A 22815-nucleotide genomic window follows, 5' to 3' on the forward strand; every position below is an offset into this window, starting at 1 on the left:
AATGAATGAGTGGACACACGCGCCCCTCTACTTGGCATCATGAAAAATAATCCCGAGGCTGTATCGGGTCCCCGACGTAATCGTACCGACGCCATGCCGGAGCGTGGTCCGGTAATACCCTCGCGTTCCCTGAACAGGACGATGGTTGGTCGGAAAGATTAGACCCGCTCCTTGTTCCAACGTGATCACATGTCCCCGGCTCTGTGCCCGCGGCCGCTGCTCGATGAGCAGAAACTCTCCTCCCGTGTAATCGACTTCCTTCTCATTCAGAACAAACACTACTTGAAATGGGAAAAATTCATCTCCGTACAAATCCTGATGCAAGCAATTATAGCCGCCCTCTTCATATTTCAAAATCAACGGCGTCGAACGCTCTTGCCCCTGCGCATGGCACATGCCAAGAAACTCATCCAAGCTCACCGGATACCTCTCCTCATGTCCAAGCTGCGTCAACCAGCGGTTAGCGGTCAACGCAAGCTCAGGATAAAAGCCTTCCCGAAGCTGCTGCAGCGGTTCTGGCAGCGGAGCTTGATAATACTTGTACTCTCCTAGCCCAAACCGGTGCCTAGCCATATTGATCGTGCTTCGAAACCGCTCCTCTTCCGGATACGTGTTGATAATCTCCGCACACTCGTCAGGCAGCAGCACCTTTGGAACAACCGCATATCCCTGCTCATCCAAAGCTCCTTGTATCCCCGTCCAATCGAGCCCTGCTATTCGTTGCGGCAATGAATTAGGCATTATTCACCTTCTCCCTCATCCTGGCTCGCTCACCCTCAAGCTCCAGCAGCCGGGTCTTCATGGCAAGCCCACCGCGATACCCCGTCAATGCACCGCTTTTTCCAATTACCCGATGACAAGGCACGGTTATCAGCAGCGGATTAGCACCTATAGCCGCTCCTACAGCTCGAACAGCTGCCGGCTTTCCAATCTGGTTGGCGATGTCCGAATACGTGAAGGTTTGGCCATACGGGATCTGGCACAGCGCATTCCATACCGCCATTTGAAACGCGGTCCCCTTATAATCCATAGCCACCTCAAACCGAGCGCGTTTCCCCTGAAAATACTCCACCAACTCGGCAGCATACGGCTGCATGGCTTCATCGTTCTGCACGAGTTCACAGCCAGGGAATTTCGCCTGTACCCAGTTCTCCAGCTCTGTTAAAGGTTTATCCGGTGATCCGACGTAACATAAGCCTTGCTCCGTCGCCGCGATGTATACGTTCCAGTTATCATGACGCAGTTGGGTCCAGTTAATGGTAATCGAATGATTGGATTTCATGATCTTGCACCTCCGCATTTGTATTTTTTAAATATTGCGCGCGATAACTAAGGGGCGTCATCCCCGTCTTCTTCTTAAACAACGTGATAAAATAAGCCGTATTCTCCATGCCCACCTTATGGCCGATATCCGAAATGGCCAAGCTGGAATTTGTCAGGAGCTCCTTGGCCTTGCTGATCCGGTAATCCTGAATGTATTCCATCGGGGTCTGACCTTTGACGCGCTTAAATATCCGGTGCAGATGGTACGGACTGCCGTGGCTCACATCGGCCAAGACATCAAGCGACAAATGATCCATATAGTGTTTATCGATATACTCGGTGACAAGTTCAATCCATTCATGGTCCGGTAAACGCTCGCCCGTCGGCTTGCACCTTTTGCATGGCCGGAAGCGCTCGGCTTTTGCTTCATCCGCCGATTGAAACACGCGCACATTTTCAAACTTCGGGGGTCTGGATTTACAGGATGGCCTGCAGAAAATTTTCGTTGTCTGCACTGCATAGAAAAACTTGCCGTCACTATCCTTGTCGTTGTTGATAATGGCCTTCCACTGGGCTTCGGTCGGTTGTATTCGGTTTGCCACGTTTCCTCACCTCCGCTAACATTATAACCACAGGATAATCCTGTTGTACGCTTTTTGGAATAGAAGAGCAAGATAACAAAATTATACGGTCTGCGTTTATGGTACAACTAGTATAGAAGAGTTCAAGCGCGAAAGGAAACGATGACGATGCAGGAACCAAACCACAACCATGACGATAAGCCATATACAATGGAGAATCATCTCTCCCGGGCCAGCTGGGAAGATCATGCCGAAGCCATCAGGCTGTTCGTACCGAAGGAGTTCAGTTTTACGGAGAACCTCAGTTATTTGCAAAGATCGCCGAACGAATGTCTTTATCATATCCGGAATGACAGCATCTACCGGGCTATCCCACTTGAGGGTGACATCGCTGTGATTGAAGTCAGCGCGGAGCCTAAGGCGCAAGCCATCCTTGTTCGGTTTTTGGGGAATACGGCCCCCTCCGATCCCTGCAAGCGAGCGGAAGTAGCGGGTTATGTCCGGGACTGGTTCGATCTGAATACCGATCTCGTACCGTTCTATAACATGGCGGAAGCAGATCCATTGCTCAGTCAAGCCGTTCAATTCTTCTATGGACTTCGCAATATGGGCATTCCCGATCTATTCGAGGCTTTGTGCTGGGGCATTCTGGGACAGCAGATTAACCTGGCCTATGCCTATACGTTAAAAAGACGTTTCGTTGAAGCTTTCGGCCGCCGCGTGGAGTGTGAAGGAGAGGTTTATTGGATCTTCCCAAGACCTGAGGATATAGCACATCTGCTTGTTGAAGACCTGGACGGGCTTCGTATGACCGTAAAAAAAGGCGAGTATCTTATTGGAGTCGCTCAGCTTATGGTCGAAGGGAAATTGACGAAGGAGCAGCTGCTTGAAGCAGGCGGCTTGAAACAAGCGGAGAAACAATTAGTCAGCATCCGCGGGATCGGACCGTGGACGGCCAACTATGTGCTGATGCGCTGTTTGCGAATGCCGGCTGCATTTCCTATCGATGATGTCGGTCTGCACAATGCCATCAAACATCTGCTCGGCTTGGAGGCGAAACCGACGAAGAAGGAAATACTGCAGCTGTCGGCAGCATGGGCGAACTGGGAATCCTACGCCACCTTTTATCTGTGGAGATTTCTTTATTAATAGTCCAAACGCAATAAAGAGGAGGTCTCCCACTTCTGCCATGACAGACAGCAGGAAGACCTCCTCTGATTAGCACATCGCTGATTCGAGAATCAACTACTCGATGAAATACAATTTGCCGTCAACCTCGAGTGAGATCGCGGATTGCGACAAATCGTCCTTAAGCTTCTTCGCATAGTCCACCACTTGATTAAGCGAGTCCTTATCAAGTTTCTCGGCAAACGCGTACACGATCGTTACTTTTTCCTTGATCAGGGTTTTGTTATTGTCCACCCATGCCCCTTCGCCCGGAATCGCAGTTGCCCCGCCAAACCAGCCGGACAGCTTCGTCAGCGTTTGGTCGACAAACTTCTGATGGGCTGCATCCGTAATCGGAATGTCACCCTTTACCGTTGAAGGCACGTAAATCTTAACGACATGATCCAAGTGGAACTGATCGTTCAGCGCGCTCTGTGTAATGGCGGTTGCCGTTGGATTGCCCTCTGCGCTGAAAGACTGCTGAACCGGTACTACGATAAGTGTTAACAATAATGCCGCTGCGAATGCGATAAGCCAACCTTTTCTCTTCATGCCCATTTCTCCTTTATGTAGGGTCTCGTGTCCCGTACAAGCATGGCATTTCTGTTGTCCAGTGCAACCTTCCTGCCATCCGCACGATACAGACTAGCACATATTATATACTGGCCTTTTCTTATCAGCTATGGGACATACGGATTATATTATGCGGAATCATGCAAAAAAGCCGATATTCCCGATAAACAAACTACGAGAATTCGACTTTTAATGAATACATCGCTATTTTAGCGTCCCGATCCAGGATAAACTCTCCACTGATCGATGATCCATGCTGCCATTCAAAATAGCTTGAACATCATGCAGCGTATCCTGCAAATGCACCCGCTCGCCCGGTAAACCGGTATAAGCCTCCGCAACGTAAAAAGGCTGCGTCAGATACGCCTCAAGCCGTGCTCCCCGCTCATAAACCTCTGTCTCGGATGCCGGAATGGCCTGCAATCCTCGTACTTGAACCAGTGAACGCAGCTCGCGATAACGGCGCAGCAGCTTCTGGGCCCGCTGTTGGACCGCTAAATGAACCTGATCCAGGTGCACGCCTTCCGATACGGAAGAGGTAGAGTATAACGGGTTTACGGCAGGAAACATATGTCTTGCCGCCAGATCGGCATCGAAATACCACAGCGTCTCCAGCGGGCCGTAAGGCATGTCTTCATCCACAGCCGCACCTTTGAGGTCCACAAGAAACGTCGTGATGTGCTGTATGCCCTCTTCTTGAAAACGTTCCTGAAGATCATAGATTTTGCCGGTCAAGACGTGCTCCCTGTCCGCTGCAAACACAATCTCATGATCGGTATTCGCATTCGCCACAATGGAATAGGTTTCTTCTATAGAATAAGCTACCCGTTCTACGTCATTCAGCATGTCCTGCAGCTCTGGATATTCGCCTTCCGGCTTTAGCAAAATCGTCATATACCCTTCCTGCTTGAAGTGATGAAACAACTCACCAAGCAGCACCAGTTGGCCCATTCCGGGACGGGCGACCAGACCTACGGTACCCCCTTTTGCCAAAGGAGCAAATAGATCAAGCGGTTTGATGCCGGTTTCAATCATCTCCACACTTTCTCCACGCAGAATCAGTTCATCCAGACTGCATTTTGCCAGAGATGCCAATGCGGCAATGGTGCGGACTTCCGCCCGACCAACGGGAATTTTCCCTGTACATAGGTTGGAGACCGTGGCCGGCCGTAATCCCACGGATTTGGCTGCGCTGGTCAGGTTCGGAACTCTTTGTCGTAAAAGTGATACATTCAGCTTCAGATTGTCCAAGTGCGTACACCCTTTTTAAGTGATTGATTGATGGTTCTTCCTAATCTTTTTCAGAAAAGAGTCTGCGGTGCGGACAAACACATCCACATCCGGTTCAAAAATATTGTGATCGTGCTCCTCGAACGCTACAATGATTGCCTGAGGCAGCGCCAGCTTATATTGTTCCACTGCTTCTAATGATAACCCGGGATGTGGTTTTACGCCACGGATAATAAGGACCGGGCAAGTCAGTCTAGTTAGGTCGTTCCACATTTCGACCTTAGCCGATTCCTGCTGCAGTGCCTGTAAAGCCGATATTTTCATTCGGTCAGACAGCTTCTTTCCTCTCCAAGGGGGCAGTGACGTGAAGAACTCCACCCATCCCGCAGGCAGCTCGGTATGAACCGCAGGATAGTCCCCGATGATCAAACCTTGAATGCGTTCCGGATTCTGAACGGCGTAGCCTAATTGATAGGACACCCCTCGAGAATATCCCATGAGTACAAAATGCTCAAGTTCAAGATGACGAATCGCCGCATCAATGTCGCTGATATGGTCTTCGAGCGTATAACCCGAAGCAGGCGAGTCACTTCGGCCCCGGCCGCGAAGCGTGATGATAACAATATGCCTGGGCGACAGCTTTTCCATAATGGCGATATAATCCTCAGCCGACTCGGACAGTCCCGGGATGACGACCAGTGAGGTTTGTTCGTTCCTAAGATCCCGATGTACCTCCGTCACATGAATATGTACCCCTTGGTTATTGACCATGGTCTCGTATAGCTGCATGCATTAGACCTCCTTAAAAATTTACATTTATCTATGAAGTGTTACCTCAATGCCCCAAAAGGTAAAAATGCGTGCACGCCCTTACATGTGTTCACGATCTGGGTTACCCTTAGATCGACCGTCAAGGTGGCATAGGCATACGCCTCCGTTCTTGAAATAGAGTAAAGCTCGGTCATGAGATCAAGCATCCCGCTTAATGCCATCCACATGGCTTCGTCCAGGTCCTCGTGAAACCCCATCGTAAGCCAGCCGGTACTTGTCTTGGCCCTGGGCATCGTTATGGGCATGTCGTCTCGGACATGAAAGGTTAGACTCGCCTTCTCCATGGGGCATTCCAGGGCGGGACCGCTAACTTCGCCGTCTCCCTGAGCCGCATGTCCATCCCCTGTTGAGAACAGCCCGCCATCCACCGGGATCGGCAGATACAAGGTGCTGCCGGCCGTTAATTCTTTGCAATCAAGATTTCCTCCATAAGGGCGCGGTGCAAAAGTCGTATGCTGACCTTTTTCATTCGGCGGCATGCCCATGATTCCCATAAACGGCTTCAGGCCGACGCTATACTTGAAATTTCCGAACTGGCTTCTGCCTGTCATGGTCTTGAGATCCAATTCAAAGTCCAGCGTCAATTCCTTGGCATGGGCCATGCCCAGCTTCTCGTTCCAATAGCTCGGATAACCTCCGGCAGAGGTCCATCCCCATGATCCGGGAACGATCTCGTTGATCTGAATCTCCAATGTAAGCCCGGGTTTAGCCCCTTGAATATGGACGGGACCCAATAACGCATGCCCGAATTGCTTCTCCTGCCGTTCCGGCTTGCGCTTCGTAAACTTCATTCTCGCCGCGCCTGGGGCAGCACGTTTCTCCAGTCCCCAACCCGCATCTAAGGTTTGATACATGACAGTATCCCCAGATTGTATGTATAGGGCGGGTTCCAATTCCCTGCTGAAAAATCCATGAAGCGTATGAATATCCGGTTGTAACATATGAACCTGTGACATCCAACTTTCTCCCTTCACAGCCGTAATCAGAGTGGCCATTCCATGTCTCATATTCACTCTGTTACTTTATAAGGTATTTCAAATTACTCTTAGAGTCAATAAAAATATACTCCTAAACGTAATAATAATTACTCCAAAAACAAACCATTGCCCAATTCCGGTTGTACCATGGTTGTTCGTCGAAACACAAAAAACCGTCCACTGCGCAGATTCACTGCGAGGGACGGTTCATCTCCATGTCAGTTCAATTTTATATCAGCTAACGATGAGCGTTCATGGGAATGGTAACGGTTACTATGTGCACGGCCATTCTCACTACACACGATTCTTTATTCAAATCCTTACGCTGGAATCCCGCACGACGATCTGCGGCATCAATTTCACGGCCCGCTCTTCCCTCGGTATTCCCAACATGCGATCCATCAGGATTTGGGCTGCCTTGCGGCCGATTTCCTCCTGCTGCAAGGCAACGGACGTCAGCTTGGGATATACGCGGGAGGCAAGGTCCAGATTATCCATGCCCACAACGGCAACGTCATGGGGAATGCGAAGACCGGCTTCTTCGCAGGCCTTCATAACCCCGATTGCCATTAAATCGTTTGCGGCGACAATGCCCTCCGGATGGTCGGGCCCTTGAAGCCACGCTTTTGCCATCGCATAACCGCCGCTTTCAGTATAATCGGACTCGGCGATAAAACGCGGCAGCAAGGGGAGCCCCGCTTGTAGCATGGCATCCCGATACCCGCAGAACCGCTCATGGCCGGTCTGCTCGCTCAGATTGCCGCCCATATAGGCGATGCAACGCAGGCCTTGACGGATCAGATGCTCCGTGCTTTGCTTGATCCCGTCATATGTGTCCACATACACATAATCGAAGCGGTCATTCCCTTCCGGCGAGACATATTTATTCGTGAGCACGACCGGTGCCTGCAGCGCATTGATGGCCCCGATATTCTCTTCACCGAAATGAAAAGACACCATGATCATGCCATCGGCCACATTTTCCCGCAGGGTTTGAATTGCCTTCATCTCCTCCTGGAGCCTATGCTTGGTGTAAAACAGAATCATCAGGTAATCATGCTCTTCCAGCACCTGATTGATTCCGTTGATCATATCGAAATAAAAAGGGTTGCATATATCGGGCACGGCAAAAATAATTTTGTTGGTTTGTCTCATTTTCAGCATCTTCGCTGCATGATCGGGCGCATAGTTCATTTCCTTCGCAGCCGCCAGAATTTTGCTCTTCGTCTTGGGACTGCAGTAACCTCTTCCCGACAAGGCTCTGGACACCGTAGAAGGGGATACGCCTACCCGTTCAGCAATCGTATAAATCGTATGTTTGTCCATCCTATCCTCCATTAACAACCATGGATACGCCCTATGCTCCCGCAAAAGGGTCCATGGATTCACACTATCACCTTACCGGCAGGTAAGCAATAGCTCCTCCTTTATATAACCTCCCGCTCATCATTACCCGGAAGCTCTGGAAATGGCGCATGGGGCTCGGCCTGATACCAGAACGCCGTCGATGCAATATCGCTCTGCTGCGGAAGATACCTTCCTCCGGACCTCCAGCCAAGATCCTGAATGGTTACGCGAAGATCGCTTTGAAAGCGGATTGGATCCATGACATGCCATCGATACATGCCAAAACGCTGCTGACTTCGATACAATCCGTCCGGCTTCAGCACTTGGTGCATCCCCAAATATGGCGTCGAGTAGGTTCGGTAGGTACCAATCGGCTGCTCCCAATTCCAGGCCCCGCCAAAATAATCTTCCGTTCCCGTACCGCATATGGTCGGATAATCCTGATCCCCGTCCATATAGAACTTGATCTCGCCTTCGCCCCACCAGCCGTTATTGTTCACCTGCCAGGCGAGGTAAGTCCCTACATAGTGCCCGTGTCCAGTCACCCCATCCAGAATGGTATAAACCTCTTTATAAGGAACGGGATTCGTTCTCCGCCACTGCGCGTGAAAATATGCCTCATCTTCCGGGATGTCCGTCAGTGTATAGTCAATTTGATAGTAAAGGACTGCCTTTTCCGGCGCACGGTTCTCCATTGTCAATCGGGCATGCTTGCGGAAGGGCATCTGCCAGTAGCTGTTCATGCCGCCGGCCGGATTCACGGCAACCGGAATTGAATTGACATCGCTGCGCTCGCCCCATCCGTTACAGAACAAATCACCGACGGGCACCTCAACTGAAGGTTCCTGCTCATCGTCCCAATACATGCGGATAATCAGATTGCGCCACAGCGTCGGATGACAAGTAAGCCAGATATGCTGAATCGCCCCGGGACCCTGAATGTCACCCATCGTAAACGTTTCTCCCGGTAAAATCTCCACGGAAGGGGAGACCTTCCAGCCTACGCCCAAATCACTGGAAGCCGCTGCGCCCGTGCCGTCGGTGGCCATGCCGCCCTTTCCTTTTTCACCGGTAAAATTCTCCGCGCTGATGGATCTTGTCTGCGCATTGGACAGCCGAGATAAATTTCCGAGGTGCATATTAAGTCCATTAAAGTTCATCATCTGTTATCGCTCCTTTTAGTATGTGATATCGTATCCGTACCGCTCTTTCAACGTTTGACCCAGACGGTCCTTAATCCGCAGGTAAGCCTCAGCTGCCGCACCGTTCCCCCAATCGAAGATGGTGAATGTCCCCATGCCTCGCCCCTCCTCGTCCACAACACCATCATGACCGTAATTCTCCATCATGAAGCCGTAATCCTTCTCGTTAAAGAAAGGATACGCCCGCTCCCACTGCTCTTTTGTTTTTTCGTTTTCGGGACAATACATCATGACGAACGAGGCCTGCAAAGCGGCTAACCCGCGCTCAATATATTCTTTTCGGTCCAACTCCACGCCATATTGCAGAATCAGCTCAGCAAACAGGCTTTGCCGGGCATCATTCCATTCCCCGTCGCAGTTCATGACGCCGAATCCGCCCACTACGTCGACGTACAGATAGGGCGGCTGCCAGGAAGCCTGCGTCATCAGCATTTCATCCAGCACACGTTGACCAACGATCATATATCGTTTGTCACCGTTTGTTTTATACATATGGTATAACGCTTCCGCCGTCCAAAACATGGAGAAATTGCACTGCTTGAACATGTTATTCCTAGCCACTTTGTTGCCTGGAAGCTCATCGCGCCCATAACCGCAGCAGGACCAATACGTCTCGAAATCCTCCCACCTGCCGGTCGGCACGATCTCCTGGATAACAACCTTAAGCGCCTGCTCTGCCGCTTCCATGTATTTGGAATCCGGGCGCAATTGGTGCAGCTTAAGCAAAAACGTGACGGAGAGCGACGTTTCCGGGGACTCCCGAAGGATATCCAGCGGTGCTAACGTATCCTGATCCAGCCAGGCTGGAAAATATCCCTTCTCGTCCTGGAGGGCCACGAGCGCATCCGCATAGCGCGCGGCATATTCCAACAGCCTTGGATCCGGCTCAAGCTCATCATGCCATCGAAGCATGAGCAGCGCCGTCCAGCTCATATCCAGCACATGATAAGGCGCTGCAGCGATCGCCCCCCAAGGATCGACCGGGTTGCGATTGGAATTTCCCCAGAAGGCTAACGCCCAGCTCCCGGACCGATTGACCTGCTGTCCATCTACCATCACCCGCTTCATCTCCGTCGCGATGACGGCGGGAAAGAACCCGCCTCGCTGCGGGGCCGCCAGCGCAAGCTCCTTCATAAGCATTGCCTTGCGAACCAGCTCCGGATCGTTCTGTTCCTTACCGTATCGGTAGATGCCTTGAGCCGAGCGAAGGGAGCTGAACCAGGCCTGATTCCAGATCGATCGGCTCTCCCTTTCGTTGGGCACGCCCGGATAATTCGGACTTTGACTCACATCGGCAATGAATACCGGTGCCCCTATGTTCCGTCCGTCCCATTCGAATTCCTGCCATACCGTGTCTTTCCAATGCCGAAAAGCCCATTCATAAGCATGCTTTACATAGCTATCTAGGCGGACCTCTCCATCGATCGATTGACTGAATTGGGCATGGCCCCATCGATCCCATAAAAACTGCAGCAACGGTCGCCAGGGGTTCAATCCGGCCTGATCATGATCCGCCATTTTCAAATAGAAACCGAAGCGTATCGTTCCTGAAGAATATGAGGCCCCATTCACCTTCTCAAACAGCACATGCTCGCTTACCCGAGTTCGGCTCATTCCCAAGACAAGCAGGTTATTAGGGGCATCCAGGTCCATGTACCAACGAGCGTCTGCATCCTTCGTGATCAGATCCAGATCCGGTATGAGCATGAGCGTCCTTGTATCGTCATGAACGATGAGCGCGGGCGAACGAAAGCAATGCTGGTCCATCACATGACGGGAAGTCGGCGTTAAATGAGGCGCCCAGTGAAAATGAGGCAGGAATGCCGGCTCCAAACGCATCTGCCAGTCATCCTGTTGAATCGTCTGCTCCAGCTCGAATGTCAGCACGCAGTGGATCGTCTCTTCATCCAGCTGATACAGACTTACCTCTGGCGCCGTTTGCCCGATATCGTCGTAAACCCATTGCTTCACAAAAGAATCCGGTAATCGTTTCATGGATGTCTCCCTTCTCCCCGTTATCCGACTATTTGGTTTACCGTCAAATCTTATCACGCCAAAATTCATCCATTATCTATATTCTCGAGTTCAAGGCTAGGTCAACTCCAGCATCGCGATGCTTCGGGCTGGAAGCGAGAGCAAGCGCCGATCATCTTGCTGCGGATCGCAATCTACGGTCTGCTCTCCCGTAAGCATGTACAGCCGCCCGCTCACTGCCGTTTTCCCGTAGTCTTCCGGTCGTAGATCTATACGTATCGTTTGCTCCGCTTCGCTCACATTCGCAAAGAACAAGCCAACATCGCCTTGCTCATTCTGCCATGCCGCATGGATAACGGAATCGGTCAGCAATACTCCTGCATTGTTATATTCCGGCGTTTCCTTGCCATGGTTATAGTGAAACCATTTCATAGAAGCCTGCGGGCTGTCGAAGGAGAGGGGCCGAAGCATGGTCCCATACGACCAGTACGTCTTCGCCGCTCCGGTCCGAAGCCGTGCATACAGCGCCAAATACTCGGCCCGCTTCGTCGAAAAGGCATACCCGCGAGGATCAAACGGGTAGTAATGCTCCTCCGCCGTATTTTCGATCCCGTCCAGCGCCTCCATCGGACTGTATTCGTAATTCAATTCGTATACACCGCCCCAGAGATACGTGCGTGCCACCGTAAAATAGTACAGCTCCCCAATTTCCTCTGTCAGCTTGCCCCAGCCGTCCAATCTCAGCGCTCCGTACTCATGATACACGTATGTGAACATCGGGATCAGGCGGGCATCGCCTGACTTAAGCAGCTCCCGGATCGGCCAGCCTTCAAGCGGCGCTGCGGGCTGCCCTCCGGCCCGCGCCTGATAGTAGTCGATCAGATCGAGCATCGTCTCATTGATCATCTCGGTGCCCATAGGGATGTAACGTTCCGCGATTTCGCACATGGCCGCCTTCGTATCCGCATAGTTCCGCCGGTAGGCCTCCTCGATGATCCTGCCGGCTCCCACCGGATGACCATGGTTTTCATCCATGCAGATCTTTAAAATGTTGTTGGCGGAGATATCATAGTAAATCGCATCGATATCGTCGCTTCGCTGCAGTGCCGCATCCCGTTTCACATGAAAATCATGGGTATACGGATGTGCCGGACAGAGGAACGGGAAGCGGTAGGCATCCACGCTTTTTTTCAACTCGGGAAATTTCTGCTCGGCTTCCTTGCCAAGCTCTCCGTCGGCTCCGTCAAAATGGTACAGGTAATCGAACTCGAACGGGGCGAAGCGATGGCCCAGCTTTCGAATCAGAGCGATGTTCTCCGGGTTGAACCGGGTCGGGAACCAATCGTCATATCCTCCCGGCACGCCGCTGCCGAACGTCTGCGGCCGATGCGTCCAGTCGGGGCCTAGAATGTGAAACATCGGCGTTCCGATGCTGTCATGATATTTCTGAATCCAGGCCGTGCGGTCCGATCCCGCATTGATTCCGAAGGTTGCTGCTCCCATGTCCTCATGCAGCCATTGACTGCCCTCCTTCGCAGCCCTGCCCGAAAGCTTGCCGCGTGAACACCACTTCTGCCTTACGGCCCAGCTCTTGTATCGGTCAGCAGCTTCGTACCACCCACCTCCAGACAGAAGCGACACCTGTACCGGGTAATGAGGCCGTATCCCTTTGCCGGGTCCCATATCGCTGCAGCCATGGATCACGGAGGCTTCCAGCATGCCATTCCCGTTCTTGTAGAAATTCAGCCATTTCGGATGGCCTTCACCGTCCAGCGCCGCGAAATACAGCCCGCCCCTGCCCTTGCCGTAGTAGGTAAAGAACTGCATCGTCGCCCCCGAGAAGCTTTCCGGGTACGGCATAAAACGAAACCCGATCCCATCCGTTTCAAAAACCTTCATCGGGTTGTTAACTTCAAATCCGGTCGCGAAGGGATGGGCGATATAATCCTCTTCGCCATCCTCCGTAATCGTGGCCATGTTCGGGACAATCGGATATTCCAGGCTTAGCACCCTGTCTTCCGAGTGGTTATCAACCCCGCATTTGAATTCAATACCGTTCTCTTCCGCCGTGAGAGTTACGGACGAGGTTACGATCATGCCTTCCTGCGTGTGCCAGCATAATCGAACTTGATTATGCCCGGATGCGGCACGTTCCCGGCTCCATTCAAACTTTTGAAAAGAACTGCTAAACCCCGCGTCTGTCTCAAGTCGAAACGGATCCGTACGGCCACGGCCCGAGTCCGCGATGTAATCGATCCCCTTTAAGCGATCGCGAACGGCTTGGATCGTTCCGTTATGCTCGCTGATCTCAACCCGAATGTGTCCGTTCTCAATGATAATCATGCGCCACCTCCACTTTTTGGCATTGAAACGCTATTTCAATCCGGAGATTTTGATTCCTGAAATGATGTGCTTCTGGAAGAAGAGGAACAGGACAATGGTCGGCAAACAGGAAAGCGCCGATCCGGCCATCAACATGCCCATTTCCGTTGCACGCTCGGAACGGAAGGTGTACAAATACTGCATAATCTGAAACAGCTCCGGGTTGGTAATCGTCATCGTCGGCCATACGAAGGAATTCCAATAGGCCAAATAGGAGCCGATGCCTACAATGACAAAGACCGGGAACGACATGGGAATGAAAATATGGGTAAATATCTTGGTCCTGCCCGCTCCGTCGATCAGCGCCGCCTCTTCCAGCGCCATAGGGATATTCAGATAGAATTGGCGGATGAAGAACATATGTCCCGCAGAAGCGATCCCGGGCAATACGAGCACAGCAAGCGTATCGAGCATGCCCATCTCATTCACCACGATGAAAGAGGTCAGCAGGATCGCCATGCCGGGAATGAACATGGTGATGATGACGTAGACCCACAGAAACGTCTTGAACCGAAATTCGAGCCTGGCGAAGACGTATGCCGCCGTAGCATTAACGGCCAAGCTCAGCGCTGCAAATAATACCGCCCCCCCGAATGTGACGAGCATCGACTGAATGAAGGCCGAATCGCCGAGAATGTCCGTATAATTCTGAACCATCCACTTCTTGGGGAAGAATCGGAACGGCGTGGCAAGCACCTCCGCCTTGTCTTTGAACCCGGCGATGATGACCCACAGCAGCGGGAACAGAGCCATAATTGTCACCAGACCGGTCAAAAGTGTCATCAATGTTTTTTGAACTCCGTTGAACGTTTTCATCAAGTTATCCTCCTGTCTTCCCTAACCGTCGATCGCTTTTTCCGAATTCAATACTCTGAAGATGATGGCCGAGATGCTGCCCAGAACCACGAACAACAGCAGCGATGCCGCGATGGAATTGCCGACCATAACGTCGTTGCGGAAATGGTTCAAGATATACAGGTTCGGCGTTGTGGTCTCGCTGAGCGGTCCGCCACCCGTCATTACGAGGGACAGCTCGAACTGTGAGATTTGCGCCGTAAATCCGGTTACGAGCAGATACAGAATCACATTGCGCATGAGCGGAATCGTGATGTACCACATGCGGACAAAGGTGCCCGCTCCCTCCAGTTCCGCAGCCTCATAGTAGCTCTTCGGAATATCGTGAAGACCTGCCAGCATGATCAGCGTTGTGAGACCGAAGCCCAGCCATACGGCAGGAGCGGCGATGCTGGGCAGCGCCGTAGCCACATCCGCAAGCCAAGCTTTCGGCTCATATCCGAACAGTCCGATGATATAATTGGCTAAGCCGCCGGCATAATCGAAGATAAAGACGAAGATGACCGATGCCACGATCCCGGAAATGATGGTTGGGATGTACACGGAGGTCTTCACGACGCTTGCGAAGCCGGAGCCCAGGTTCTTAATGATGTTGGCGAACAGAAATGAGAGAATCAGCATCGTCGGAACGACCATAAGGGCAAACTTGAGCCCTACCCAGATGGACTGGAGAAAGAGGTCATCCGTCAGCACCATATAGAAATTCTGTAAGCCCACAAAGGTGGAATCCTGGTAGAAGCTCCAATTATAGAAGCTCACTCGCAGGGCATAGAAGAAAGGTATGATGACAAAGATCGTTAGCAGGATGACGATGGGTGCGAGAAGCAAATAAGCCACTCCGTTATCCTGCCGGAAATTTTTCTTAAACATGTAGAGTCACCACCATGACCTAAGGATGAGGCAGCCATCCGAAATCGGATATCCGTATTTGAAGGGTTGATCCCCGATGGCCGCCTAAGCGCTAATTTTTCGGATTTGTGCCGGCAAGCTTGTTTTTGGTAATGAAATCGTTAATATCCTTCTCCGCTTTCTCCAGTGCTTTGTCCACTGACGTTCCTTTCATGGCGGACTCAATGGAGGTGGCGAGCGCGAAGCTGATGTCCCATGGATAGATCGGCTCCGCTTGGGAGTATGGTATGATCTGTTCGGAGACCAGCGAACGCCATGCATCCTTCGATGCATCCGGATCGGACTTCATCGCTTCGTCCACCGATTTGCGCGGGGAGAACTTGGAGAATTGAGACGTCTTGAAAAAGTCGATCATGATGTTCGGATCACCCGCGAGGAGGTATGAAATGAAATCGGCCGATTCCTGCGGATGCTTGGATTTCCCGTCAACTGCCAGCGACCAGCCGCCGAGCGTTGCCGTCGGTTTCGTCAAATCGCCGTCCATCGATGCCATTGGTGCGATCCCTACTTTACCAACCATATCTTTATAGGTGTTGCGAAGCTGCCCGATTGCCCAGGATCCGCAAATCTGGATGGCAATCTTGCCCTCGCCGAAAGGCTTGATATCCGCATATCCGGCCAGAGCCTGCTTCGGCATGACGCCGGACTGGTAGGCTTTTTGGTAAAAATCCAGGAGCGCCTTGTATCCTTCATTATTCACGTCCGCTTTGGACCAGTCCTCCGTCACCGCAAGATGTCCTGCCGCGTTGTACTGCAGTCCCCAGCTCGACCAGCCCAGATCCGGAGCCGTTTGCGCGATCGATAATCCGAACACGCCTTTCTTGGTCAGCTTCTGAGCCGTCTCCAGAAGCTCCGTCCACGTGGTCGGCGGCTGATTCGGATCAAGCCCGGCTGCCTCAAACATGTCTTTCCGATAGAACATCACGGCTGACGGTTCAACGAGCTTCGGGTAAGCGTAGTACTGACCGTTGACGGCTACAAAATCCTTCATGTTGTCGTACAAATCATCGAATGCCGCAGAATCCATCAAATCGTTCAGCGCCATAAGCTGACCCGTATTTGCCGCGTTGGCCACATTGCCGTAGTTGATCGTTCGGATATCCGGCGCTTTCCCCGCGGCTTGCGCTGCCTTCATCTTCTGGTCCCAAACGTCAGCCGGAACAATCGTCAGCTTCACTTCGACTTCGCTTTGGGATTTGTTAAATTCGCCGACCCATTTCTTGAACCAGGCATCGGTGGTATCCTCGAATTTTTGCGCCCAGAAATCAATCACTACTTTGTCGCCGGCGCCGCCTCCGTTGTTTACGCTTTCATTTTCCGGTGGATTGCTTAATGCTCCCCCTCCGGGACCGCCGGATCGTCCGCCGCAGCCTGTAATGAACAGTACGAGAACCAGAATTACGGAGAACAGAACACGCCAGGATTTGAAGCTGATGGTTGTTTTCTGCATCATGAACCCTCCTTATAATGGATCAAACTATTTAAATGCGATTCGCATTTAAACCGAACATGAATTGAATCCGTTTTCATTTTTCCAGCGAGGCTTTAAACCAGAAGACGTTGTATGGATCCCATAAAGACAAGGTAAAGTAGATCGTTTGCCCGTCATTCTCGGTATACCGCTCATTCATATAGGGACCGTACAGTCCCGGATAATCCTCGGCTCGGACCAAATCCAGAGGCTTGCCCCATGGTCCCCATGGCGTTATGCCTTCACGTATGACAACACCCCTACCTTCCTTCAGATATGTCATCAGCCAGCGTTCCAGATAAGCATTCCATACAACCGAAAGCTCGCCTGCCGTGTCATCCACCACTTCTATTGCATCCTCCATATCGGTGCTCCACTGGGGATTGCCGTCAGCATCCACGCCGCTAAAATACTCGTACTTGGACTGCTTCTCGATGTGCTCCTCCCCCACCTTCATAAGCTGAACGCCGCCAAAGCGCCCGGCTGGAATACCCCAGAAATAAATGTTCGAGCCGCCTGCGTCATTCTCCACCTTATAGGAGCTTACCTGAATGAAATTGCCATCCCCCGGCCAACGGAGCTGGTCCTGCAGCTCCCAGGTTTCTCCGTTATCAACCGATTTGGCGACGCTGCTGTAATTGGCGTCCCACTTCCCCGGATCTCCCCAATGTTTGACCGACATGTAGTACAAATACAACGCACCTCCTGCCGCAATGCCGTGGGTCGGGATTTTCGTCATTTCTTCGTAGTCGATTTTGGCGGAGGGCAGCAGTTCCTTGGCCGTTCCGAATTCATCCGTCACCATGCCTTCAAATGTGATGCCGTCAGCCGCCTCCGCATCCGTTGTATAGGCCATCGTATTGGAGCGCCAGTAGCTGCCTCCTCCGCCAGTCTGTCCTGGCTCCCTCTCGCCGAACGTATCCCCGAACACGAAGTAAGTTCGTTCCCCGTCGTTCATCATGGAACCGAGGTCGGTCCCGTACACCGCGTAACGATCCGTGCGATTAGGCGATGGTTCGCCGGTCAATTGCGTAATTTGTTCCAGGCCGGTTATGCCTTTTAATAAAAACTCCTTATCTGCTCCATCAAGCTGGGGATTCACCTTGCTGCCGTTCGTGCAGCCGCAGAGCAGCAAGAATAGGCCGGCAAGCAAAGCCGTTTTCACCCTCAAGCTCATCTCCCCTTTCGATTCGATATCCCACCCTTGATATCAAGGGTTAGAATGGCCGAAGATCTGTTTCATGCTGGCAGGGTTAAGCGGCTTGATATGCGGCAGAGGCAATCGGTTATCGACCTTCGGCAGTTCCGGGAAAGGGCGATGCGGTTCTGCCTGATACCAATACGCCGTTGAGGAAACATCGTCGCTACGATGATTGTTATGGCCGTGCTCAATCGTAACCTTGATGCTGCTCTCGAACATGATCGGGTCCAGGATATGATAACGGTACGTGGAGATTTTGCCGCTCCAGTTCGGTCCCCCTCCCAAAATAATGCCATGATACGGGGTGCACACCTCCTGCTGCGGACACCAAGCCGTGTTGAAATAATCCTCCATGCCCGTTCCGTGCAAGGTCGGAGGCCACGGTTCCCCATCGATGAAGATCATGTCGTCGCCTTCGCCGTACCAGTTCCATTCCCGCGTATCGCGCAGGTTGTGGACATTGAAGTTGCAGCCGATGTAATGGCCCTTTCCGACCGCGTCCAAAATGACATAGTTGCCGCTGCCGGTCGTATTCTTGCCGCCGAATTCGTAGAAGGCGTTGTCCACCCCGGTGTCCGGAATACCTTCGGTCGGATTTTCCCGGTGCCACTGGGCATGGAATCTCAGCTCCTCCTCAGGCAGCTTATCGTAGGACTCATAATCCACATAGAAATAAAATTTGATTGGATGCTCCGCCTCGCTCTCAATCGTAATGTGGGCTCCATCCGCATACGGCATACGGAAGAAGCTGTTGAATGCCTTGCCGTCCTCGGGACTCATCATCAATGCCGCTGACGTATAATTTTTGGTGAGCCCGTGCCCCATTCCGAAAAAATCGCCAATCGGCGCTTCCACGCTGGGCTCCGTCTCTTGGTCCCAGTACATGCGGAGAACGATTTTTCGCGGCAAATACAATTCCTCCGCAGGGACGTCGCTGGCCATTGTCATCCAGATGTGAGTGATGGCGCCAGCGCCCGGAATGCTGCAAATTTCGGTCAGATCGCCTGGGTTGATGGAGAAGTAGTCTTTATTGCCTCCAGAACGGTCGTAGCTGGATTCCCGTTTTCTTTTTCCGGTTCGGGTAAGGCTGAGTGAAGATAATGCTGCTTGATGGTCCATGAATGATTCGCTCCTTTTTGGCTTGCGGATGATAGTTGAACGTACTTCGTAATGTCGTTTCACAAATTGTGACATCGATTGCAGAATTAGTTAATACGGAATGCAGATCTTTCCAGAACCTGCATTCCCAGTTTATGAGTCCAATGCTACCCGGCGATATTTCGTCGTGGCCAGACGTTTATTTAGGCGTTTTTTTAGGCGTTCAATCTTTCATTCATTCCGGTAATTTTCCGCTCTTTAATGCTTTCAAGCGTTTCAACACCCCGTTTTCGCCTCTTCCCAAATAATCATGAAGTCCTTTATATTCCTTGTATAATTGATCATATACACGCACGTTGGCCTCAATCGGCTTAAAGGTCTCTTCACGAACACGAGCTATGGCTTCTGCTGCCTCTACGATGCTCTCAAAGCCTCCCCGCTCTTTGCCTGCCGCAACGGCACCGAACATAGCTGCACCAAAGGCAGCCGTCTGGACGGTATCCGCTACTTTGATTTCCTTGCCGGTAACGTCGGCATAGATTTGCATCAGCAGCCGGTTTCGCTGCGGCAATCCGCCGCAAGCATAGAGCTCCTGGACTTCAACGCCGCTTTCGGTAAAGGCTTCGATGATCGCTCGCGTTCCGAAGGCGGTAGCCTCCAGAAGCGCCCGGTATATTTCCTCTGGCTTGGTCTGCAGGGTCAATCCAAGGATGACACCGCTCAGATCGGCATCCATCAGTACGGAACGGCTTCCATTCCACCAGTCGAGAGCCAGCAGGCCGGTTTGGCCAGGCTCATATTGTGATGCTCCCCTCTCAAGCCACTCATGAATGCCGAGACGATCTTCGGCAGCCTTGCGTCTTACATATTCCGGCACTGCCTCTTCCACATACCAGGCAAATATATCGCCAACGGCCGATTGTCCTGCCTCATACCCGTAATAACCGGGGATGATCCCGTCCTCGACGACACCGCAAATCCCTTCTCCCGTCACTTCCTTGTCGCTTAATATCAAATGACAGGTAGAGGTTCCCATGGCGAGCACCAGTTTACCCGGAGTTACGACACTGACGGCCGGCACCATGGCATGGGCATCGATGATGGCTACGGCTACCGCGGTTCCTGGCAGAAGCCCGGTTATAGCTGCCATCGAGTCGGTTAATTCGCCAGCTTTTGAACCCAGTGGCTTGATCGGGCCTCGCAACTTCGCCTCCACAAGGGTCCCGAACCTCGGATCAAGCGACTGGAGGAACTCCTTGGACGGATATCCATCCCGTTTATGCCAATTGGCTTTATAACCTGCGGTGCAGCTGCTCCGTGCGAGCTGACCGGTCAATTCCATGACCACCCAATCGGCAGCCTCCATAAACAGTACAGCGTGCTCATACAACTCGGGAGCTTCATTCAGAATCTGTAAAGACTTCGCAAGCATCCACTCCGAGGACAGCTTCCCTCCGTAGCGTGCAAGAAATTTTTCCCCTCGCCGCTTAGCGGCCTCATTAATCAGGTTCGCTTCATCCTGAGCCGCGTGATGCTTCCACAGCTTTACCCAGCTATGCGGATTGTCCCTCCATTCCTCGAGCATGCACAGCGGAGTCCCCCCGGCATCCAGCGGCATCATCGTGCATGCCGTGAAGTCGATGCCGATCCCGATGACTTGATCCGGAGATACGTTAGCCTCCGAGAGCACGCGCGGGATGGATTGCCGAAGCACCTCTATGTAATCATCTGGATGCTGCAGCGCCCAATCCTGCCCCAGCTTCAAACCCGAGTGGACCAGCACCTCGTCCATGACTCCATGCGTGTATGGCGTCACATGGGTAGCAACTTCTCGCCCGGTCGTGATATCAACCAACAGAGCTCTGCCCGATTCCGTACCAAAATCCACGCCAATGGTGTATAACTGCTTCATGTTATCTGCCTCCTATTTGTACAAAGGACCGTAAGCTGCGCATGCCCGGTAATCGGCCGAGACCGGTTCCAGTCCGCCAAAGGCGGTCCAGGCGCTTGGCCGGAATATCCGTTCCTCCGGAACGTTGTGCATGCATACCGGAATGCGGATCATTGATGCCAAGGTGATCAATTCCCCGCCGATATGCCCATAACTCATAGCGGCATGGTTGGATCCCCAATTGCTCATCACGGTATATACATCCCTGAACAGCCCTTGACCGGTCAGATTCGGTACGAACCAGGTCGTCGGCCATGTAGGATCACTTCGCTGATCCAATATATCGTGTACCGCGTCCGGCAGCTCAACGGTCATCCCCTCGGCAATATGAAGGACCGGTCCAACACCCGCAACCCTATTTATTCTCGCGATCGTTACCGGCATACCTTCCCGGGTCGTAAAGTCGGTTGAGAAGCCACCCCCGCGGAAGAAATCAATAGCCGGACACCATTTGACCGCATCGAGGCAGTCCTGAACTTCCTCCTGCGTGATTTCCCAGAACGGCTTCATCGCCGGTCTGCCGTCCTTTGTCTGCCTTCCCGTCCCGTCAAGGGCAGCAGGCCCGGAATTGATCAGGTGGATCACGCCCTGCGCCGCAATTCCCTCAAGCTGATACCCGGTTACACGCTTTACGGCTTCCGGGCTCCAGTATGTACGAACATCCGCAAATACCTGCGCTGCATCCGTGAGAAGATGTCCGAACAGCATCGTAATCCCATTCAGATTGTCGTTCTCCGTTGCGACCATGTAGGGCTCTCTCAGACCATTCCAATCAAAGGATGAGTTCAGTATAGCCTCCATGAAATCCCCGGTCGGAAAATAATCCGTCCAGGCACGTTGTCCTTGAAAACCTGCAGCCAGCGCATTTCGCCCGAGCGCTTCCTCTCCGTATCCCATTTCCGCCAGCTTCGGATTACCCACCATCAAATCGCGCGCGATCAACGCCATCTTCGCGACGGTCTCCCAATCCTGCTGCTTCTGCTCATCGGTTCGCTTCAAATGCTCCGGATTGACGTCCGCCCCAGGCTTGCAGTTTTCTTTAATCCAGGAAAGCGCCCGCTCATATTCGTCATGATCGTAAATTTCCAGCTCGATTCGTCTTACGAATTCCGTCATATCCACATATTCATTGCGCATCCCAAGATACTTCTGGAAAAAATCCTCGTCGACGATACAGCCCGCGATTCCCATAGATACTGTGCCCATCGACAGATACGAAGTCCCCTTCATGGTCGCTACGGCAAGGCCAGCCTTTGCAAATTGCAAAAGTTTCTCCTCTACGTCAGCCGTAATTTCGGTATCGCCGATATCCTGCACATCCCGACCATAGATAGAGAAAGCCGGAAGTCCCTTCTGATTATGCGCGCCAAGAGCTGCTGCCAGATACACGGCACCGGGGCGCTCCGTTCCGTTAAATCCCCAAATGGCTTTCGGCCTTGTCGGATGCGTATCCATCGTTTCCGTTGGATAACACCAGGAGGGAGTCACCGAAATGGAAAGACCGACATTCTCCCTGGCAAATTTCTCCTCCGTACGTGCGGCTTCGGCTACGCCTCCAATGCAGGTGTCAGCCATCACGCATTCTACCGGCAGCCCGTTGCTATGCCTTAGCCGTTCGGTAAGCAGACGCGCCGTTCGCTTCGCCATATCCATCGTTACGTCCTCCAGTGATTCCCGAATGCCTCCCCTCCGACCATCTACAACAGGTCGTATACCAATCTTCGGCAGCTGATTCTGCAATCGATTGCAGTTGTGAGTTTGATATTGCATCGTCCTCATCCTCTCTGTTTTTAGAGCGGCAGC

General features: G+C 52.3%; 19 protein-coding genes. 1 reads left to right on the plus strand and 18 read right to left on the minus strand.

Annotated elements, in window-relative coordinates; all coding sequences use genetic code 11:
• Nucleotides 1-27: 27 nt before the first annotated feature.
• The 3 genes from MKY82_RS19830 to MKY82_RS19840 are packed head-to-tail and all read right to left on the minus strand — an operon-like array spanning nt 28 to nt 1865.
• The gene (locus MKY82_RS19830) at nt 28-741 is read right to left on the minus strand and encodes a 2OG-Fe(II) oxygenase (RefSeq protein ID WP_339294201.1); all 714 of its coding nucleotides are present in this window, start codon (nt 739-741) and stop codon (nt 28-30) included.
• Entirely contained in the window at nt 734-1282 is a 549-nt protein-coding gene (locus MKY82_RS19835) for a methylated-DNA--[protein]-cysteine S-methyltransferase (protein ID WP_260065549.1), read from the minus strand. Before MKY82_RS19835 ends, MKY82_RS19830 begins: the two co-directional genes overlap by 8 nt.
• Entirely contained in the window at nt 1254-1865 is a 612-nt protein-coding gene (locus MKY82_RS19840) for a bifunctional transcriptional activator/DNA repair enzyme AdaA (RefSeq protein WP_339294202.1), read from the minus strand. Before MKY82_RS19840 ends, MKY82_RS19835 begins: the two co-directional genes overlap by 29 nt.
• A 189-nt stretch (nt 1866-2054) precedes the next feature.
• Here MKY82_RS19840 and MKY82_RS19845 point away from each other — a divergent pair, with 189 nt between their 5' ends.
• Nucleotides 2055-2993 carry a DNA-3-methyladenine glycosylase gene (locus MKY82_RS19845; RefSeq protein WP_339296699.1) on the plus strand — a complete coding sequence of 313 codons (939 nt, stop codon included), beginning with the start codon at nt 2055-2057 and terminating at the stop codon, nt 2991-2993.
• Nucleotides 2994-3089: 96 nt separating this feature from the next.
• Here MKY82_RS19845 and MKY82_RS19850 read toward each other — a convergent pair whose 3' ends face one another.
• The 15 genes from MKY82_RS19850 to MKY82_RS19920 all read right to left on the minus strand — a co-directional run bounded on the left by MKY82_RS19850 (nt 3090) and on the right by MKY82_RS19920 (nt 22782).
• The gene (locus tag MKY82_RS19850) at nt 3090-3563 is read right to left on the minus strand and encodes a DUF3574 domain-containing protein (RefSeq protein ID WP_071220445.1); all 474 of its coding nucleotides are present in this window, start codon (nt 3561-3563) and stop codon (nt 3090-3092) included.
• Between the two features lie 225 nt (nt 3564-3788).
• Nucleotides 3789-4835 (minus strand): hypothetical protein, encoded by a 1047-nt coding sequence (locus MKY82_RS19855; RefSeq protein WP_220684798.1) that lies wholly within the window; start codon nt 4833-4835, stop codon nt 3789-3791.
• Nucleotides 4836-4850: 15 nt separating this feature from the next.
• Nucleotides 4851-5603, minus strand: a complete 753-nt coding sequence (locus MKY82_RS19860; RefSeq protein WP_339294203.1) for an alpha/beta hydrolase — start codon at nt 5601-5603, stop codon at nt 4851-4853.
• Nucleotides 5604-5644: 41 nt separating this feature from the next.
• Nucleotides 5645-6601, minus strand: coding sequence for an acetamidase/formamidase family protein (locus MKY82_RS19865; RefSeq protein WP_339294204.1), 957 nt, complete (start codon nt 6599-6601; stop codon nt 5645-5647).
• A gap of 333 nt (nt 6602-6934) precedes the next feature.
• Nucleotides 6935-7948, minus strand: a complete 1014-nt coding sequence (locus MKY82_RS19870) for a LacI family DNA-binding transcriptional regulator (RefSeq protein ID WP_071220441.1) — start codon at nt 7946-7948, stop codon at nt 6935-6937.
• 101 nt (nt 7949-8049) lie between these two features.
• The gene (locus MKY82_RS19875) at nt 8050-9132 is read right to left on the minus strand and encodes a glycoside hydrolase family 172 protein (protein ID WP_339218048.1); all 1083 of its coding nucleotides are present in this window, start codon (nt 9130-9132) and stop codon (nt 8050-8052) included.
• Nucleotides 9133-9147: 15 nt separating this feature from the next.
• Nucleotides 9148-11166 (minus strand): hypothetical protein, encoded by a 2019-nt coding sequence (locus tag MKY82_RS19880; RefSeq protein WP_339218049.1) that lies wholly within the window; start codon nt 11164-11166, stop codon nt 9148-9150.
• Nucleotides 11167-11262: 96 nt separating this feature from the next.
• Complete coding sequence (locus MKY82_RS19885) at nt 11263-13488, minus strand: DUF6259 domain-containing protein (RefSeq protein WP_339294205.1); 2226 nt, start codon at nt 13486-13488, stop codon at nt 11263-11265.
• 30 nt (nt 13489-13518) lie between these two features.
• The gene (locus MKY82_RS19890) at nt 13519-14343 is read right to left on the minus strand and encodes a carbohydrate ABC transporter permease (RefSeq protein ID WP_259445214.1); all 825 of its coding nucleotides are present in this window, start codon (nt 14341-14343) and stop codon (nt 13519-13521) included.
• Between the two features lie 21 nt (nt 14344-14364).
• Nucleotides 14365-15252 (minus strand): sugar ABC transporter permease, encoded by an 888-nt coding sequence (locus MKY82_RS19895; RefSeq protein ID WP_071220435.1) that lies wholly within the window; start codon nt 15250-15252, stop codon nt 14365-14367.
• A 91-nt stretch (nt 15253-15343) separates the two neighbouring features.
• Entirely contained in the window at nt 15344-16744 is a 1401-nt protein-coding gene (locus MKY82_RS19900; protein WP_339294206.1) for a sugar ABC transporter substrate-binding protein, read from the minus strand.
• A gap of 73 nt (nt 16745-16817) precedes the next feature.
• A complete protein-coding gene (locus MKY82_RS19905) occupies nt 16818-17927 on the minus strand; it encodes a DUF4185 domain-containing protein (protein WP_339296700.1) in 1110 nt (369 codons plus the stop codon).
• 45 nt (nt 17928-17972) lie between these two features.
• Nucleotides 17973-19082, minus strand: coding sequence for a glycoside hydrolase family 172 protein (locus tag MKY82_RS19910; protein ID WP_339294207.1), 1110 nt, complete (start codon nt 19080-19082; stop codon nt 17973-17975).
• A gap of 214 nt (nt 19083-19296) precedes the next feature.
• The gene (locus MKY82_RS19915; RefSeq protein ID WP_339294208.1) at nt 19297-20973 is read right to left on the minus strand and encodes a ribulokinase; all 1677 of its coding nucleotides are present in this window, start codon (nt 20971-20973) and stop codon (nt 19297-19299) included.
• Between the two features lie 12 nt (nt 20974-20985).
• Nucleotides 20986-22782 carry an L-fucose isomerase gene (locus tag MKY82_RS19920; RefSeq protein WP_339294209.1) on the minus strand — a complete coding sequence of 599 codons (1797 nt, stop codon included), beginning with the start codon at nt 22780-22782 and terminating at the stop codon, nt 20986-20988.
• Between the last annotated feature and the right edge of the window lie 33 nt (nt 22783-22815).

It is taken from the genome of Paenibacillus sp. FSL W7-1279 (assembly GCF_037969845.1).
Taxonomy (GTDB): domain Bacteria; phylum Bacillota; class Bacilli; order Paenibacillales; family Paenibacillaceae; genus Paenibacillus_AQ.

Coding starts and splice junctions, on each gene's coding strand:
- MKY82_RS19830 (WP_339294201.1), bottom strand. CDS start 741: ATGCCTAATTCATTGCCGCAACGAATAGCAGGGCTCGATTGGACGGGG.
- MKY82_RS19835 (WP_260065549.1), bottom strand. CDS start 1,282: ATGAAATCCAATCATTCGATTACCATTAACTGGACCCAACTGCGTCAT.
- MKY82_RS19845 (WP_339296699.1), top strand. CDS start 2,055: ATGGAGAATCATCTCTCCCGGGCCAGCTGGGAAGATCATGCCGAAGCC.
- MKY82_RS19850 (WP_071220445.1), bottom strand. CDS start 3,563: ATGAAGAGAAAAGGTTGGCTTATCGCATTCGCAGCGGCATTATTGTTA.
- MKY82_RS19860 (WP_339294203.1), bottom strand. CDS start 5,603: ATGCAGCTATACGAGACCATGGTCAATAACCAAGGGGTACATATTCAT.
- MKY82_RS19865 (WP_339294204.1), bottom strand. CDS start 6,601: ATGTCACAGGTTCATATGTTACAACCGGATATTCATACGCTTCATGGA.
- MKY82_RS19870 (WP_071220441.1), bottom strand. CDS start 7,948: ATGGACAAACATACGATTTATACGATTGCTGAACGGGTAGGCGTATCC.
- MKY82_RS19875 (WP_339218048.1), bottom strand. CDS start 9,132: ATGATGAACTTTAATGGACTTAATATGCACCTCGGAAATTTATCTCGG.
- MKY82_RS19880 (WP_339218049.1), bottom strand. CDS start 11,166: ATGAAACGATTACCGGATTCTTTTGTGAAGCAATGGGTTTACGACGAT.
- MKY82_RS19885 (WP_339294205.1), bottom strand. CDS start 13,488: ATGATTATCATTGAGAACGGACACATTCGGGTTGAGATCAGCGAGCAT.
- MKY82_RS19890 (WP_259445214.1), bottom strand. CDS start 14,343: ATGAAAACGTTCAACGGAGTTCAAAAAACATTGATGACACTTTTGACC.
- MKY82_RS19895 (WP_071220435.1), bottom strand. CDS start 15,252: ATGTTTAAGAAAAATTTCCGGCAGGATAACGGAGTGGCTTATTTGCTT.
- MKY82_RS19900 (WP_339294206.1), bottom strand. CDS start 16,744: ATGATGCAGAAAACAACCATCAGCTTCAAATCCTGGCGTGTTCTGTTC.
- MKY82_RS19910 (WP_339294207.1), bottom strand. CDS start 19,082: ATGGACCATCAAGCAGCATTATCTTCACTCAGCCTTACCCGAACCGGA.
- MKY82_RS19915 (WP_339294208.1), bottom strand. CDS start 20,973: ATGAAGCAGTTATACACCATTGGCGTGGATTTTGGTACGGAATCGGGC.
- MKY82_RS19920 (WP_339294209.1), bottom strand. CDS start 22,782: ATGCAATATCAAACTCACAACTGCAATCGATTGCAGAATCAGCTGCCG.